14 protein-coding genes are annotated in these 15,059 nt (G+C 69.6%); 11 read left to right on the top strand and 3 right to left on the bottom strand.

From position 1 onward, the window contains the following. Window positions 1-9: 9 nt before the first annotated feature. Entirely contained in the window at window positions 10-4,155 is a 4,146-nt protein-coding gene (locus DEJ09_RS18305) for a DUF6049 family protein (protein WP_220034936.1), read from the bottom strand. 133 nt (window positions 4,156-4,288) lie between these two features. Here DEJ09_RS18305 and DEJ09_RS12260 point away from each other — a divergent pair, with 133 nt between their 5' ends. The 6 genes from DEJ09_RS12260 to dnaB all read left to right on the top strand — a co-directional run bounded on the left by DEJ09_RS12260 (window position 4,289) and on the right by dnaB (window position 9,606). Further along, window positions 4,289-5,728, top strand: a complete 1,440-nt coding sequence (locus DEJ09_RS12260) for a CCA tRNA nucleotidyltransferase (RefSeq protein ID WP_111088840.1) — start codon at window positions 4,289-4,291, stop codon at window positions 5,726-5,728. Window positions 5,729-5,940: 212 nt separating this feature from the next. Next, window positions 5,941-6,324: a 30S ribosomal protein S6 gene (gene rpsF / locus DEJ09_RS12255; protein WP_027466903.1), complete on the top strand. Its 384-nt coding sequence runs from the start codon at window positions 5,941-5,943 to the stop codon at window positions 6,322-6,324. Between the two features lie 3 nt (window positions 6,325-6,327). After that, window positions 6,328-6,897 (top strand): single-stranded DNA-binding protein, encoded by a 570-nt coding sequence (locus DEJ09_RS12250; RefSeq protein WP_111038694.1) that lies wholly within the window; start codon window positions 6,328-6,330, stop codon window positions 6,895-6,897. 50 nt (window positions 6,898-6,947) lie between these two features. Further along, a complete protein-coding gene (gene rpsR / locus DEJ09_RS12245; RefSeq protein ID WP_017887834.1) occupies window positions 6,948-7,205 on the top strand; it encodes a 30S ribosomal protein S18 in 258 nt (85 codons plus the stop codon). A gap of 14 nt (window positions 7,206-7,219) precedes the next feature. Continuing rightward, a complete protein-coding gene (rplI, locus tag DEJ09_RS12240; protein WP_027466901.1) occupies window positions 7,220-7,672 on the top strand; it encodes a 50S ribosomal protein L9 in 453 nt (150 codons plus the stop codon). A gap of 569 nt (window positions 7,673-8,241) precedes the next feature. Continuing rightward, on the top strand, window positions 8,242-9,606 hold the full coding sequence (dnaB, locus tag DEJ09_RS12235; RefSeq protein WP_031260130.1) for a replicative DNA helicase: 1,365 nt from the start codon (window positions 8,242-8,244) through the stop codon (window positions 9,604-9,606). A gap of 38 nt (window positions 9,607-9,644) precedes the next feature. Here dnaB and DEJ09_RS12230 read toward each other — a convergent pair whose 3' ends face one another. Then, window positions 9,645-11,087: a glycosyltransferase family 39 protein gene (locus DEJ09_RS12230; protein ID WP_181433359.1), complete on the bottom strand. Its 1,443-nt coding sequence runs from the start codon at window positions 11,085-11,087 to the stop codon at window positions 9,645-9,647. A gap of 75 nt (window positions 11,088-11,162) precedes the next feature. Between DEJ09_RS12230 and DEJ09_RS12225 the strand changes: the two genes are divergently transcribed. The 4 genes from DEJ09_RS12225 to DEJ09_RS12210 all read left to right on the top strand — a co-directional run bounded on the left by DEJ09_RS12225 (window position 11,163) and on the right by DEJ09_RS12210 (window position 13,701). Further along, window positions 11,163-11,627, top strand: a complete 465-nt coding sequence (locus DEJ09_RS12225; protein WP_146245718.1) for a hypothetical protein — start codon at window positions 11,163-11,165, stop codon at window positions 11,625-11,627. A 54-nt stretch (window positions 11,628-11,681) separates the two neighbouring features. Beyond that, window positions 11,682-12,101 (top strand): MauE/DoxX family redox-associated membrane protein, encoded by a 420-nt coding sequence (locus DEJ09_RS12220; RefSeq protein ID WP_027466888.1) that lies wholly within the window; start codon window positions 11,682-11,684, stop codon window positions 12,099-12,101. A 71-nt stretch (window positions 12,102-12,172) separates the two neighbouring features. Continuing rightward, window positions 12,173-12,733 (top strand): MOSC domain-containing protein, encoded by a 561-nt coding sequence (locus DEJ09_RS12215; protein WP_228516464.1) that lies wholly within the window; start codon window positions 12,173-12,175, stop codon window positions 12,731-12,733. 11 nt (window positions 12,734-12,744) lie between these two features. After that, the gene (locus DEJ09_RS12210) at window positions 12,745-13,701 is read left to right on the top strand and encodes an NAD-dependent epimerase/dehydratase family protein (protein WP_258373887.1); all 957 of its coding nucleotides are present in this window, start codon (window positions 12,745-12,747) and stop codon (window positions 13,699-13,701) included. A gap of 23 nt (window positions 13,702-13,724) precedes the next feature. Here DEJ09_RS12210 and DEJ09_RS12205 read toward each other — a convergent pair whose 3' ends face one another. Continuing rightward, the gene (locus DEJ09_RS12205) at window positions 13,725-14,171 is read right to left on the bottom strand and encodes a MarR family winged helix-turn-helix transcriptional regulator (protein WP_269149419.1); all 447 of its coding nucleotides are present in this window, start codon (window positions 14,169-14,171) and stop codon (window positions 13,725-13,727) included. 175 nt (window positions 14,172-14,346) lie between these two features. Here DEJ09_RS12205 and DEJ09_RS12200 point away from each other — a divergent pair, with 175 nt between their 5' ends. Further along, complete coding sequence (locus tag DEJ09_RS12200; protein WP_027466885.1) at window positions 14,347-15,000, top strand: hypothetical protein; 654 nt, start codon at window positions 14,347-14,349, stop codon at window positions 14,998-15,000. Window positions 15,001-15,059 lie beyond the last annotated feature (59 nt).

The following is a 15,059-nucleotide window of genomic DNA, read 5'->3' as shown; positions in this document are numbered from 1 at the left end:
CGGCAGGGATCAGCGGCCGAGCTTGCTGCGGAGCATCCGGACGGCGTTGCCGATCTCGCCGTTCTTCGCGACGACGAGGGCTCCGAAGTACACGGCTGCCATCACCGCGCCGGCGAGGACGAGGGTGATGGCCGCTCCGGTGAAGTCGGCCATCGCGAAGCCGCTCGCCGAGAACGACCCGAAGAAGTTCACGACGAGGAGTCCCACGACGCCCGCGATGAGCGCGGCGATGACGAACTGCACGTGCGAACGGGTGACCACGGGTCCTTCGATGCCACCGAGCCGCTTGCGGACGAGCACCAGGGCGACGATCGTCTGCGCGGTGCCCGCGAGGGTGGTGCACGCTGCGATCGCGACACCGATCGCCTCGTTCGGGAGCGTGCTGACCGCGAGGGCACCGATCACGAACAGCACCGACTGGACGCACTGCATGAGGAACGGCGTCCGGTGGTCGTGCATCGCCCAGAAGACGCGCTGGATGATGAACAACATGCTGAAGAGCACGAGCCCCGGCATGTAGGCCAGCAGGACCGCGCCGATCGACAGTGCCCCATCGAAGGTGTTGGAGAACATGCGTCCGAACGGCACGGCGACGACCATCAGCGCGATCGAGGCGAAGACGGTGAACAGTCCGACGATCCGCAGCGAGAGCGACAGGTTCTTCCGCACGGCGTCGAGGTCGCCGCGTTCCGCGTCGTGGCTCATCCGTGTGAAGTACGCCGTCGCGATGGAGACCGTGATGATCGAGTGCGGCAGCATGAAGAGCAGCCAGGCGTTCTGCAGCACCGCGTTGCCCGCGGCACCGGAACCCAGCGATGCGACGCGTGACTGCACGATGCCGGCCAGCTGGGTGACGAGGATCATCGCGAACAGCCACCCCGCCGCGGTGCCCGTGGACTTCAGGCCGACGCCGCGCCAGCGGAAGTCAGGTCGGAAGCTCAGGCCAGCCCGGCGCCAGAAGAACGGCAGGAAGGCGGCCTGAGCGAGCACGCCCAGGGTTGCACTGCCGGCGAGGACGGCGATCTTGAGCGGAGTCCAGTCGTCGACGCCGGAGTTCGCGGCCCTGCCACCGAACATGGCGATGAAGACGACGAGCCCGGCGATCGAGATGACGTTGTTGATGAGCGGCGCCCACGTGAACGGGCCGAAGACCTGCTTCGCGTTGAGGACCTCGCCGAGCAGGGAGTACATCGCGTAGAAGAGGATCTGCGGCAGGCACCAGAAGGCGAACGCCACCGCGAGGTCGATCTGACCGGGCGTGAACCCCTTGCCCTCGCCTGACGCGGTCTGCGCGTACACCTGCACGAGCAGTGGGGCGATCAGGGTCGCGACGACGGCGATGACGATGAACAGGGATCCGCCGAGCGTCACGATCTTGTTGACGTAGGCCGTGCCACCGTCGGTGTGCTGCTTCATCGCACGCACGATCTGCGGGATGAGCACGGCGGACAACAGGCCACCCGCGATCAGCGCGTAGATGTTGTTCGGGAGCTGGTTGGACACCGCGAACGCGTCCGCCGCCGGTGACTGCGTCTGCCCGATCGCGTACGCCAGCACGAAGGTCTTCGCGAAGCCGAGGATGCGCGACAGCATCGTGCCGGCGGCCAGCATCGCGCTCGCCCGGCCGAGGCTGCGCTCGGCGACCGGCTCGGCGTCGACGTCGGGCTGGGGCTGGCTGGTGCTGATGGTCGGCTCCTCGGGGTCGCGGTCGTCCGCGACGGTGTTGCGTGCGGCATCGGACGGGAGGCTCGGCTCGGCTCCGGCGCGCGCGATGGCGTCCTGCAGGGGGCCCTGGTCCACCGCCGTGGTCGCCGCTGCAGCCGGGGCTGCGGCCGCCGCTCCGGTGGCCGCGCCGGCCGTGGACGCGGCCACGCTGGGTGCGGGGGCCGCTCCGGAGCGGTGATCCGTGCCTCCAGACCGGGTGGTGGACGCCTGCGCGCCCCCGACCGTCGGCTGGACCGCCAGGGGGCGGTTCGGGTCGTCGTCGTCCTCGTCGTCGAGTTCGCCGTTGCGGCGGCGGATGCGCTTGCGGATGCTGCGGAAGATGCCGAAGCCGAAGATGCCGATCAGGGCGATCGCGGCGGCCGCGGTGATGACCGTCTCCCACTGCGCCTGCACGTTCAGTTCGACGGTCGCGGGCTGGGCCACGGCGACGCCGGTCGGGCTCGAGAGCGACATCGTCAACTCGACCTTGCCGTTCGCGACCGACTGCACGGGGACGGTCGCGCGGGTGGAGGAGTCGGGCTGGATCTCGACGACGATGTCGTTGCGGACGACCCGCAGCGCCGAGTTGGACGGTTGCACGGACAGGTGCACCGTGACCGGGTAGGCGGAGCTGTTGCGGATGGACACCGGCAGGGACGACCGGTCGCCGAGCAGGGTGAGGCTGCTCGAGTCGACGATGCCGACCTCGGTGGTGCTCTTCGCCCAGGCGGCCGTGCGGGCCTCGACCGCGGCGGCGAGCCCCTGGTCGTCGTCACGCCACGCGTTCGAGGCGAGCGCGAGCAGACGGAGCCGGGCCGGGGCGGTCAGCTGGTTCGGGTCGCCGAGGATCGTCGCGAACGCGGAGAGCCCCTGTTCCCCCCGCACGAGTCGCTGCAGCTGGTCGATGCGGGCCTCGCCGGTGGACGCGCTGGCGAGCGTGAGCGACCCGGCGACGGCCTTCGAGGCGGTGGAGAGGTCGGCCGGGGCGACCCAGGCGGTGCTCTCGAGGGCGTCCAGCGCCTGGCTGAGCCGGGTGGAGTCGGACGGCCACTCGCGCCCGAGGGTCAGCAGGATCGGCCCCGTGGCGGTGGCGGCACGGGCCGAGGTGGCCAGCGTCGCGGTGAGCTCGGACATCGTCGACGACCAGGTCTGCCGGTCGGTGGCGGCGGCGGCTCGGCGGAGCATCGACGACATCGACTGGTCGGAGACGAGCACGTGGTCGTCGCCGATCTTCTCGGACGCGGTGATGGTGGTGTCCGCGCCGGCCGAGGTGTTGCCGCTCGAGACGATGGTGGTCTTCGTGCCGGCACGCTCGAGGGCGGGCAGGTCGGCGGAGGACACGGTGCCCTCGGTCGGCCAGGCGATCGAGTCCATCGAGTACGGGAAGTCGAGCAGGGACTCCGTGGTCGGCAGCGTCTCCTGCGCCTGGTCGGCACCGTCGTCGGTCGTGGTGCCGTCGCTCGAGGCCTCGGTGGGGGCCGGCGACGAGGTCTGCCCCGGTGTGGCCGTCGGAGTCGGTGCCGGGGTCTCGGCGCCGGGGAAGTTCTCGGACTTGACGGACTGGTCGAGGGAGATCGGCGACAGGATGCCGTCGGACCCGGCCTGGCGCAGGCCGGTGACGTCGGCGTCGGCGTAGGGCAGCGCGAAGGTCTCGTTGCGCAGTGCTTCGAGACGCTGCAGCCAGGTGATCGCACTCGACGGGGCGTTGTCGCCGAGGATCCGGATCGAGGCGATGATCCGCGGGTCCACCGCCACGGCGACGTTGTGGTCCTCGGCTGCGTCGAGCTGCTGCGTGAGCGTGCCGTCGACCGAGGTCGCGGCGGCCAGCACGGGGGCGGTGAGGATGCCGTCGGTCGACTTCGGCACGGTGATCGGCATCGCGACCGAGACGCTGACCGGGGCCTGTTCGAAGTCCGGGTACCAGGTGATGGCGGAGCGGTCGACGGCGAAGGCGTCGCCCGCCGTGTACTCGGCCGCGATGCGGCGGGCGCCGAACGAGGAGTACCCGCCGAGCGCCACGTTGCCGGAGACGATCTCGACCGAGTCGATGGTGATCGAACGGTGCGCCGGGATCGCCGGGATGTCCACGGAGTCCATCGGGGCGCCGAGGTAACCGGTTGTGGTGGTGTCGCTGAGCCAGCTCGCCAGGACGTCGCGCGTGCTCACCGAGCGGAAGATGTCGAACTCCGCGGTGCCGGCCGGCAGCGCCGCGTCGGTGTCGTTCGTGACGGTGACCGACAGGGTGAGGTCCTGGTCGCGCTGGACGACGCCACGGTTCGCGGGGGCGATCGAGATGGTCGCCTTCCCCGCGTCTGCGGCGGCCGGATCGGCGACGTGGCTCTTGGCGGCGGACACCGTGGCGGCCGAGGCGTGATCGGTGGCGACGGGCGCGACGACCAGGCCGAGCGCGACGAGGGTCGACGCGGCTGCGGCGAGCGTGGTGCGGAGCATCTGCATACGGGGAGCGGGCCACGGGGTCGGTTCGGGCCGAGCACGAGTGTATGAGGCGCGACCATGAACAGGTCCCGTGCGCGCGCGGCTTGTGGAGAACTCGGGGCCTCGATCTGGGAGGATGAGCACCGTCATGCAGTCCGTTGCCCAGGCCGTCGAACGACTCGACGCACTCGCCACCACCGAGCCCGTCGACCTCCTCGCTCGGGCCTTCGCCGACGCCGGACACGAACTCGCCCTCGTCGGCGGCCCCGTCCGTGACGCGTTCCTCGGCCGTCCGGTGACCGATCTGGACTTCACCACCGACGCCCGGCCGGACGAGATCCTGCGCATCGTCGAACCCATCGCGAGTGCCACCTGGGACGTCGGTCGCCAGTTCGGCACCATCGCCGCACGGGTCGCCGGCGAGCAGGTCGAGATCACCACGTACCGCAGCGACGTCTACGACGGCGAGACCCGCAAGCCCGAGGTCGCGTTCGGCGACACCATCGAGGACGACCTGCTCCGTCGCGACTTCACGGTCAACGCGATGGCCCTGCGGCTGCCGGACCGCGAGCTCGTCGACGTGCACGGTGGCGTCGAGGACCTGCTCGCCGCACGGCTCCGGACGCCCCAGACCGCGGTCGTCTCGTTCCGCGACGACCCCCTGCGGATGATGCGCGCGGCACGGTTCACGTCCCAGCTCGGCTTCACCGTCGACGATGACGTGCGGGCCGCGATGGAGGAACTCGTCGCGTCGATCGACATCGTGTCCGCCGAGCGGGTCCGCGACGAGCTCGTCAAGCTGCTCAACACCGACGATCCGGTCCCCGGCCTCCGGCTGCTCGTCGACACCGGCCTCGCCGAGCGGTTCCTGCCCGAGCTGCCCGAGATGCGGCTCGAGGTCGATGAGCACCACCACCACAAGGACGTCTACGAGCACTCCCTCACCGTGCTCGAGCAGGCGATCGGGTACGAGGCCGAGCGGCACGCCGGCGATCCCCCGGACACCGTGCTCCGGCTCGCGGCGCTGCTGCACGACATCGGCAAGCCCGCGACGCGCAAGCTCGAGCCCGGCGGCGCCGTGAGCTTCCACCACCACGACCTGGTCGGCTCGAAGATGGCGAAGAAGCGACTCCGCGCGCTCCGCTTCGACAACGACACCATCGCCGCGGTGTCCCGCCTGATCGAGCTGCACCTGCGCTTCTTCGGGTACACCGAGGGCGCCTGGACCGACTCCGCCGTCCGCCGCTACGTCCGTGACGCCGGACCCCAGCTCGAACGGCTGCACGAGCTCACTCGATCGGACGTCACCACCCGCAACCGCCGCAAGGCCGACCGGCTGGCGTTCGCCTACGACGACCTCGAGGACCGCATCAAGGTGCTGTCCAAGCAGGAGGAGCTCGAGTCGATCCGTCCGGACCTGACCGGCGACGACATCATGCGGATCCTCGACATCCCGCCGGGGCGTGCCGTGGGCGAGGCCTACCGGTTCCTGCTCGAGGCCCGGATGGACGAAGGGCCCCTCGGACCGGAGACGGCCGAGGAGCGCCTGCGCGAGTGGTGGAGCACCCGAGGCGACGCCGACGCCTGAGGCGACCCCAGCGCCCGAGGCGACGCCGACGCCTGCGACGCGACCGCCTGACGGGCGGGACCGCTCTCCACAGGCCGGTGGCGCGCCTCCAGGCAGTCCGGTAGGCTACCCAGGTTGCCCCTCGCGCACCTGCGTGGTCTGGGGCACATGCATCAACCCTCCTGCCCCGGGAACCGCCCGGGGCCGCTGAGACCAGAGGAGGTGGGTTCCGCATGCACCAGTACGAACTGATGGCGATCCTCGACCCCGAGATCGATGAGCGCACCGTCGCTCCCAGCCTGGACAAGTTCCTGGCCGTGATCCGCAACGCGGGTGGCACCGTCGACAACGTGGACGTCTGGGGCCGTCGCCGGCTCGCTTACGAGATCGCGAAGAAGTCCGAGGGCATCTACGCCGTCGTCGACTTCACGTCGTCGCCCGAGGCAGCCAAGGAGCTCGACCGTCAGCTCGGTCTCTCCGAGGCCGTGCTCCGCACGAAGGTCCTCCGCGCTGAAGAGGGCATCGCGCAGGTCGCCGCCCAGAAGCAGCGTGACGAGGCTCGCGCGGCCCGCAAGGCCGCCAACGCCTCCGCAACCGCGACCGCGAGCGCCGAGTAACCCGTGGCCGGCGAAACCGTCATCACGGTGGTGGGCAACCTCACCGCGGACCCCGAGCTGCGCTACACGCAGAACGGGCTCGCCGTGGCGAACTTCACCATCGCGTCGACCCCTCGCACGTTCGACCGTCAGGCGAACGAGTGGAAGGACGGCGATGCGCTGTTCCTCCGCGCGAGTGTGTGGCGCGAGTTCGCCGAGCACGTGGCGGGGTCGCTGACGAAGGGCTCGCGCGTCATCGCGCAGGGTCGTCTGCGTCAGCGTTCCTACCAGGACCGTGAGGGCCAGCAGCGCACGAGCATCGAGCTCGAGGTCGACGAGATCGGCCCGTCGCTCCGCTACGCGACCGCACAGATCACCCGTGCAGCGGGTGGCAGTGGCGGCGGTCGTGGCCAGGTCGGCGGCGGCGGCAGCGCCCCCGCGGGCAACGGCGGCGGCAACTGGAACAACAACGGTGGCGGTCAGTCGGACGCGCCCTGGTCTCCCCAGGGTGGCCAGCAGGGTGGCGGCAACGCACAGTCGAACGACGTGTGGAGCACCCCCGGCGGCAACTTCGACGACGAGACCCCGTTCTGATCCTCAGCGTTCCGACGGACACACAACTTTTCTTCTAAGGACAAATCACTATGGCTGGAAAGAGCACCGGCGACCGCCGGAAGCCTCGCGGCAAGGGCGGCAAGAACGCTGCTCCCGCGAAGTCGATCAAGGTCGGCGTCATCGACTACAAGGACGTTGCGACCCTTCGCAAGTTCATCTCGGAGCGTGGAAAGATCCGCGCCCGTCGCATCACCGGCGTCTCCGTCCAGGAGCAGCGCCTCATCGCCCGTGCCGTGAAGAACGCCCGTGAGATGGCGCTCCTCCCCTACGCCGGCTCCGGCCGCTGATCGGAGGTCGACACATGTCGAAGCTCATCCTCACCCACGAGGTCTCCGGCCTCGGTTCCGCTGGTGACGTCGTCGACGTCAAGAACGGCTACGCCCGCAACTACCTCATCCCCCAGGGCTTCGCTGTCGCGTGGTCCAAGGGCGGCGAGAAGCAGGTCGAGTCGATCCGTGCCGCGCGTACCGCGCGCGAGCTCGCCACCATCGAAGAGGCACAGGACCTCAAGATGAAGCTCGAGAACGCGACCATCACCCTGTCGGTCAAGGCCGGCAAGGACGGTCGTCTGTTCGGCTCCGTCCGTCCGGGCGACGTCGCTGACGCCGTCCAGGCGCAGGGCGTCGGCTCGCTCGACAAGCGCAAGGTCGAGGTCCCCGCGACCATCAAGACCGTCGGTGACCACGAGGCCACCGTGCGCCTGCGCGAGGACATCACTGCAGTGATCTCGCTCAAGGTCGTCGCTGCCAAGTAGCACTGACGTTCCGCTCCACGACGGGCGGGTCTCCTCCGGGAGGCCCGCCCGTCGTTGCGTTCCGGGGGCGGTCGCGCGGCTTGTCCCACTGCTGTCGCCGACATGGTCACGGGCCTGGAGGCGCGGCTCGACTCGGGCTGGCTGGTTACGGTTCAGACGGGGTCGCGCTGGCTGGGAACAGGCCGAGAACTCTTCCCACAGGAGGGGTCCTTGTCAAGTCGTTTTACACAGTGGAAACGTGTCAAATCGGAACCTTCAAGGGGTACTTGAACCCCACTTTTCCACACACCGTGTGCAACAGAAAACCCCAGGTCAAATGGTCGAAAGTGTGTTCGTACGGGTCCTTTTCCACAGGCCCGTCCACAGTTCTCCACACAGCGCTCCGGCGTGTTCCGCAGGCTCTCCACAGAGTTATCCACAGGGCCGTTTGTTGGGGATAACTCTGGGGCCGTACGTTGGCCCAGCGACTCGGGGATGTCGGTTGCCGGGGGTAGAAACAGGGGTGCGGGTTCCGGCCGGTGGATGCTGTCCCGCCGGTCCAGGTCCGTGTCGTCAACAGAGGAGAGCGTGTGTCGATCGCACATCTTGAGCCCGCACCGCAGGACTACGCGGAGCGAGGCATGGAACGCACCCCGCCGCACGACATGCTCGCGGAGCAGTCGACCATCGGTGGCATGCTCCTGTCGAAGGACGCCGTCGCCGACGTCATCGAGACCGCCCGTGGCGTGGACTTCTACGTCCCCAAGCACGAGGTCATCTTCGACGCGATCCTGTCGCTCTACTCGCACGGTGAACCCACCGACGTCATCGCCGTCACCGACGAGCTGACCAAGACCGGGCTGCTGTCCCGCGCCGGCGGCGCCGAGTACCTGCACAGCGTCACGAGCATGGTGCCCACCGCCGCGAACGCCGGCTACTACGCCGGCATCGTCGCCGAGAAGGCCGTGCTCCGCCGCCTGGTCGACGCCGGCACCCGCATCGTCCAGATGGGCTACGCGTCCGAGGGTGAGGTCACCGACCTCGTCAACAGCGCGCAGGCCGAGGTCTACAACGTCGCCGGTGGTGTGCAGACCGAGGACTACGTCCCGCTGACCGACGCCATCTCGGCCGCGCTCGACGAGATCGAGGCCGCCAAGGGCCGCGACGGCCAGATGACCGGCGTGCCGACCGGGTTCGCGCAGCTCGACGGCCTGACGAACGGCTTCCACCCCGGACAGCTCATCATCGTCGCTGCCCGACCGGCCCTCGGTAAGTCGACCCTGGCGCTCGACCTGTGCCGCGCCGCCGCGATCAAGCACGACCAGACCGCCGCGTTCTTCTCGCTCGAGATGGGTCGTGCCGAGATCGCGATGCGTCTGCTCTCCGCCGAGACCAGCGTGCCGCTGCAGAACATGCGCAAGGGCACCGTGGACTCCCGCGACTGGACCACCATCGCGCAGACCCGCGGTCGCATCAACGACGCCCCGTTCTTCATCGACGACTCCCCCAACATGACGCTCGTCGAGATCCGCGCCAAGTGCCGTCGACTCAAGCAGCAGCACAACCTGAAGCTCGTGGTCATCGACTACCTGCAGCTGATGACCTCGGGCAAGAAGGTCGAGAGCCGCCAGCAGGAGGTCTCCGAGTTCTCGCGTGCCCTGAAGCTGATGGCCAAGGAGCTCCAGGTGCCCGTCATCGCCCTGTCGCAGCTGAACCGTGGTCCGGAGCAGCGTGCCGACAAGAAGCCGGCGATCTCCGACCTCCGTGAGTCCGGCTCCATCGAGCAGGACGCTGACATGGTCATCCTGCTGCACCGCGAGTCGGCGTACGAGAAGGACAACCCGCGTCAGGGTGAGGCGGACCTGATCGTGGCGAAGCACCGTAACGGACCGACGGACACCATCACCGTGGCCTTCCACGGGATGTTCTCGCGGTTCGTCGACATGCCGCAGTAGGCGCATGGGCGCGCGACGCCTCGCCGACGTCGCGTCGACTAGCGGGCGATCGTGAGTGCCCCGTTGTCCTCGTGGATGCGGCCGTCCTTCGGGACCCACACGCGCAGGCCGTCGAGCCTGGCCGTGGTGAAGGACGAGGCGTCGTCCTGCAGCAGGTTGGTCACGGCCTCCGGTGCGGGGAGCCGCTGGTCGCGTCCGACGACGACGGCGACGTAGGGGCCGCGGTCGAGTCGGTTGGTGCCGTGGTCGCCGACGTACGGCTGGAAGAGCGTGGGAGTCGCCGACACGAACAGGATCCGACCGTCGGGCACATCGTGCTCCTCGAGGTACCCGGGCAACAGCGCGATCCCGGTCGGGTGCGCCCGCGCGACGGCCTGGCTCACCCGGAACGAGGGGACGACGAGCGTCGCGACGAGGACCAGCACGACCGGGACGGTCAGGGCCCTCGGGGGGACGGTGGCGAGTCGCGCGAAGCCGATGGCGGTGAGGACCAGCAGGAACGGCATCCACGCGGTGTAGTAGGTCGGCAGCGCGATCTTGGCCACGACGACGTAGAACCCGACGAGCAGCACCAGGGATGCGCCGACGTACGCGACCAGGCGGTCCGCCCGTACCACCAGGGCAGCGAGCACACCGATCGCGAGGACGACGAGCATCCCCTTGCCGGTGCCGTCGAGCAAGAACCGGAAGCTCGCCCACCACGGTGCGAACGTGTAGATCTGCCCGTCGATCGTGATCGGGTGCCCGTTGGTGTTCTGCCCCTCCTGGAACGCGACCATGTACTGGATCGCCGAACGGATGCCCATCGGGACGTACAGGGCGACGAACGTGACCGTGAAGGCGGCGACCCACAGCACGCCGCCGACGAGGCCCTTCCGCCAGACCTTGAACAGGACCGGGAGCAGCAGGAACGCCGGGAGCAGCACGATGGTCGACAGCTTGGACGTGACCGAAGCAGCCATGAGCACGCCGGAAACGGGAGCGAGCCACCAGGCCCGCTCGCTGCGGATCCACCACCACGCGGCGACGATCGCGAACACGGCGAAGGCCGTCATCACCGGGTCGAGCAGGGCGAGCCGGTCGACGCGGGCACCCGCACCACCACGCGGAGTCAGCCACCACAGCGACGCCGCCAGCAGGGCACCCCAGTACCCGATCTCGCGACGCAGCCACAGGTACAGGACCACGCCGACCGCGAAGGTGAGCACGCCGACGAGGACCCGCGGGCCGATCGGACCCTGCCCGGTGAGGAGCTGCACGAGCCCGAACAGGTACTTGGCCGTCGGCGGGTGTTCGCGGTTCGCGGCGAAGTCGCCGTGGACGTACTGCCACCCGCTCTGCAGGTAGATGTTCTCGTCGCCGGTGATGTTCGAGCCGGCCAGGTTCCAGAAGCACTGGTAGAGCGCGGCGATCACGACGAGGGAGGCGATCGTCAGGCGGAGGCGGAGGTCGCCGGCGAACCCGGACACTCGTGATGGCACCAGACGAACCTACTGGCCCTCCGACCGTCTTCGGCATCGACGTGTTAGGTTGTGCACAACCTAATGGAGCACAACGTGAAACTCACCAGCTGGATCGACCTCGTCGCCGGTGGCCTGCTCGCCGGTCACGGCATCGCCACGGTTCGCCGCACCCCGCTGCGCGCACGAGCCCAGCAGATGCAGCGACGTGGATTCGAGCCGGGCGTCCCACACGCGCTCGGTATCCCTGCCCTGGAAGTCCTGTCCGGGCTCGGACTCGCCACTGCAGCGGTCCGCCGCGCCCCCGGGAGCGACCTGGTCGGCACCGGCTCCGCCGTCGCGGCGACGGCCCTCGGTGGGACCCGGCTCGTGATCGACCGCGAAGACGGCTCGGTGACGAGCACGACCGGTGGTGCTGCTGCACTCACACTCGCCGGTGTGCTGCGGCTGCTCACCTCGACCCGCGGCCGTCCGGTCGCCCGGATCCTCACGCTCGGTTCCGCCGCTGCCGCGATCAGCTTCGAGGCCGCACGTCGACGCCGCGTCCTCCGCAGGCGCTGACCTCGGCCCCCCACTCCACCGAACCCCACCACCACCGTGAAAGGCACCACCCCGATGGCAACCCGCACCCCCGCAGTCCGTTCCACCCGCCCCCGGACCATCGTCCGCATCCTGTTCGGCGCGATGCTCACCTGGGCCGGCATCAGCCACCTGACGGTGGCGCGCGAGGAGTTCCAGGCGCAGGTGCCGAAGTTCGTGCCGCTGCCGACGGACGTCACGGTGATCGCCTCCGGCGTGGTGGAGATCTCCCTCGGGGCTGCGCTGATGCTCCTGGCCCGGCGCCAGGTGACCGTCGGGTGGGTCGTCGCGGTGTTCTTCCTCGCGGTCTTCCCCGGCAACATCGCGCAGTGGATGCACCACCGCGACGGGTTCGGTCTGGACACCGACACCAAGCGCTTCGTCCGCCTGCTGTTCCAGCCCGTGCTCATCGCTGTCTCGCTGTGGGCGACGAACGCGCTGCGCAAGCGCCGCTGAACCGGCCCGCGCGAGCGCCACTGACCGACGCTGCGCCCGCGCGACCGTGACCATGGGGCAGAATCGGCCCCATGAGCGGGGACGACATGGACCAGCCGCGCGTGGTCGCGGTGAGCAAGGACGGCGAGCACCGGTTCAGCAAGCCGTTGGTCGACGCGGTGACGCTCGTGGCGGGGTGGGGCATCGAGGGTGATGCCCACGCCGGCACGACCGTGCAGCACCGCTCCCGGGTCGCGCGTGACCCGTCCCAGCCGAACCTGCGCCAGGTCCACCTGCTGCACGCCGAGCTGTTCGACGAGGTCGCCGAAGCCGGGTTCAGCGTCGAACCGGGGCAGATGGGCGAGAACGTCACGACCAGTGGCATCGACCTGCTCGGGCTGCCCGAGGGAGCAGTGCTGCACCTCGGCGACGACGCCTCCGTGCAGGTCACGGGCCTGCGGAACCCGTGCCAGCAGATCAACGGCTTCGAGCCGGGACTCCTCCGTGCCGTGTTGGGGCGCGCCGAGGACGGCACGGTCGAGCGCAAGGGCGGGGTGATGAGCGTCGTGCTCACCGGTGGCACGGTCCGGCCGGGCGATCGCATCCGGGTCGAGCTCCCCGACGGTGAACGACGACCCCTCCAGCCCGTCTGATGACGCAGCGCGTGCGACGCGTCCTGGTACTCGGCGGAACCGGTTGGCTCGGGCGAACGATCGTCGACGAGCTGCTGTCCGAGGGCGCCGACGTCACCTGCCTCGCCCGGGGCACGACCGGAACCGTTCCGGAGGGAGCGCGCTTCGTCCAGTCGGATCGAGCCCTGGCCGGCGCGTACGAACAGGCCACCGGGAACTGGGACGAGGTCATCGAGCTCGCCAGCGCCCCCGAACTCGTCGCCCCGGCGCTCGACGCCCTCGCCGACCGAGCCGCGCACTGGACCCTGGTGTCCACGGTCTCGGTGTACGCGGACAACGACGAACCGGGCGCCGACGAGTCCACCCGGCTGGTGGAGCCGAAGGACCCGTCCGAGTACGCCGACGCGAAGGTCCTCGCCGAGCGCATGACGCGGCTCCGGCTCGGGTCACGGCTGCTCATCGCACGCCCGGGGCTGATCGTCGGCCCCGGCGACCCGAGTGACCGGTTCGGGTACTGGCCGGCACGCCTCGACCGCGGTGGGCCGGTGCTGGTGCCGACGACGGCGGAGCGGTTCGTCCAGGTGATCGACGTCGCGGACCTCGCCGCCTGGCTCGTCCGTGCCGGGAGCGACGGGTTCGTCGGCACGGTCAACGCCGTGGGCGCTCCGACGCCGATGCAGGAGTTCTTCCGATGCGTGGCCGAGGTCACCGGGTTCGACGACGAGCTGGTCACGGTCGACGACGACGTCCTGCTTGCACACGACGTGGCCTACTGGGCCGGACCGCGATCACTCCCCCTGTGGATCCCGGTGTCGGAGGCCGGGTTCGCGCAGCGCTCCGCGGTGGCGTTCACGGACGCCGGCGGAGTGACACGACCCCTCCGGGACACCGTGGTGCGGGTGCTCGAGGACGAGCGTGCCCGCGGGACGGATCGGGAACGCCGTGCCGGCCTCACCGCGACAGCGGAACGGGCGATCCCCACCAGGTAGACGCGCGGTCCCCGCGAGCGAGATCAGGACGCGGCGGCAGCCTGTTCGTACAGACTCGTCGCCAGGTCGTTGAGCACCTCGTGCAGTTCGCCCTTGTGCGCCCCATCGACGGCCCGGAGCATCGCTGTGTACCGCTCCTGGTAGTCCGACACGACGACATGACCCGGGGGCAGCAGCCGCAGCAATGAGCCCCGGCGGTCGGCCGGGTTCGGTGCGCGCTCGAGCAGGCCGGCGGTGCTCATCCGGTCGATCATGTTCGTCACCGCGCCCGAGGTCAGCCCCAGGTACCCCGCGACCTCGGTCGGCGTGGAGTACCCGGTGTCACTGATGAGGACCAGGGCGCGGAGGGCGTTCTCGTGCACGCCCGCACGAGCGCTCAGCTGACTCACCAGGCTCGCGTTCGCACGTACGACGGCGGTGAACGCGGCCATGAGATCGGCCGCGTCGTCGTCGTTCGGTGCTGCTGCCACGAGGGCCTTCTTCCGTGTCGGGGACCGGGGGACAAGGGGCGTCCCCCGCACTGGGGTAAGTATACGAGTGGTCAACTTGGTGAATCAGTGACTATCTTAACCATTGAAGCAAAACGGCCCGAACGCCTTGCTTCCCCCAACTTCCTGCAACCACCACCGAACGAAGAGGTACCCCGTGTCCACCAAGCTCCGCACCTCCGCACTGAAGCGGATCCGCTTCGCCCCCGTGGCGCTCCTCGCGGGTATCTTCGCCGCCGTCCTGCTCTCCCTCTCGCTCACCGGCACCCTCTCCGGGTTCGCCGCGAGCATCACCAACAGCAGCAACACCGCCGGCAGCGGCACGCTGATCATGCAGGAGCAGAACGCCGGCGCGACCGTCACCTGCCTCAGCACCGACGGCGGCTCGGTCTCGACGAACTCGGCGACCTGCTCGACGATCAACAAGTTCGGCGGCAGCACGACGATGACCCCGGGCAACACGGTCAACACCGCGATCTCGATCAAGAACACCGGCACCGCGAACGCCAGCACCTTCACGCTGAACCCGGGCGCCACGTGCACCCAGTCGGCGAACGGTTCGGCCAACGGCACCGCGACCGACCTCTGCGCCAAGATGAACCTCGTCGTCACCTCCGGTTCGACCACCGTGTTCAGCGGCACCCTCGCCAGCTTCAAGGGTGCGGCGGCGTCGGCCTTCACGATGCCGCAGGCCCCGGCCGCCGGTGCGAGCGTCCCGTTCAACTTCGCGGTGACCCTCGACTCCTCGGCCGGCAACACCTACCAGGGCCTCGCCGCCTCGGTCCCGATGACCTGGACCTTCACGGCCTGATCCAGCCTGATCCGGCCTGATCCGACCCCCCATCACCCCTCCCCCAGACCGGCGACGCT

The sequence above is a fragment of the Curtobacterium sp. MCLR17_055 genome (assembly GCF_003234305.1).
Classification (GTDB): domain Bacteria; phylum Actinomycetota; class Actinomycetes; order Actinomycetales; family Microbacteriaceae; genus Curtobacterium; species Curtobacterium flaccumfaciens.
The sequence above is the reverse complement of the archived record's forward strand: the minus strand, read 5'-3'. Positions and strand labels throughout refer to the sequence as shown.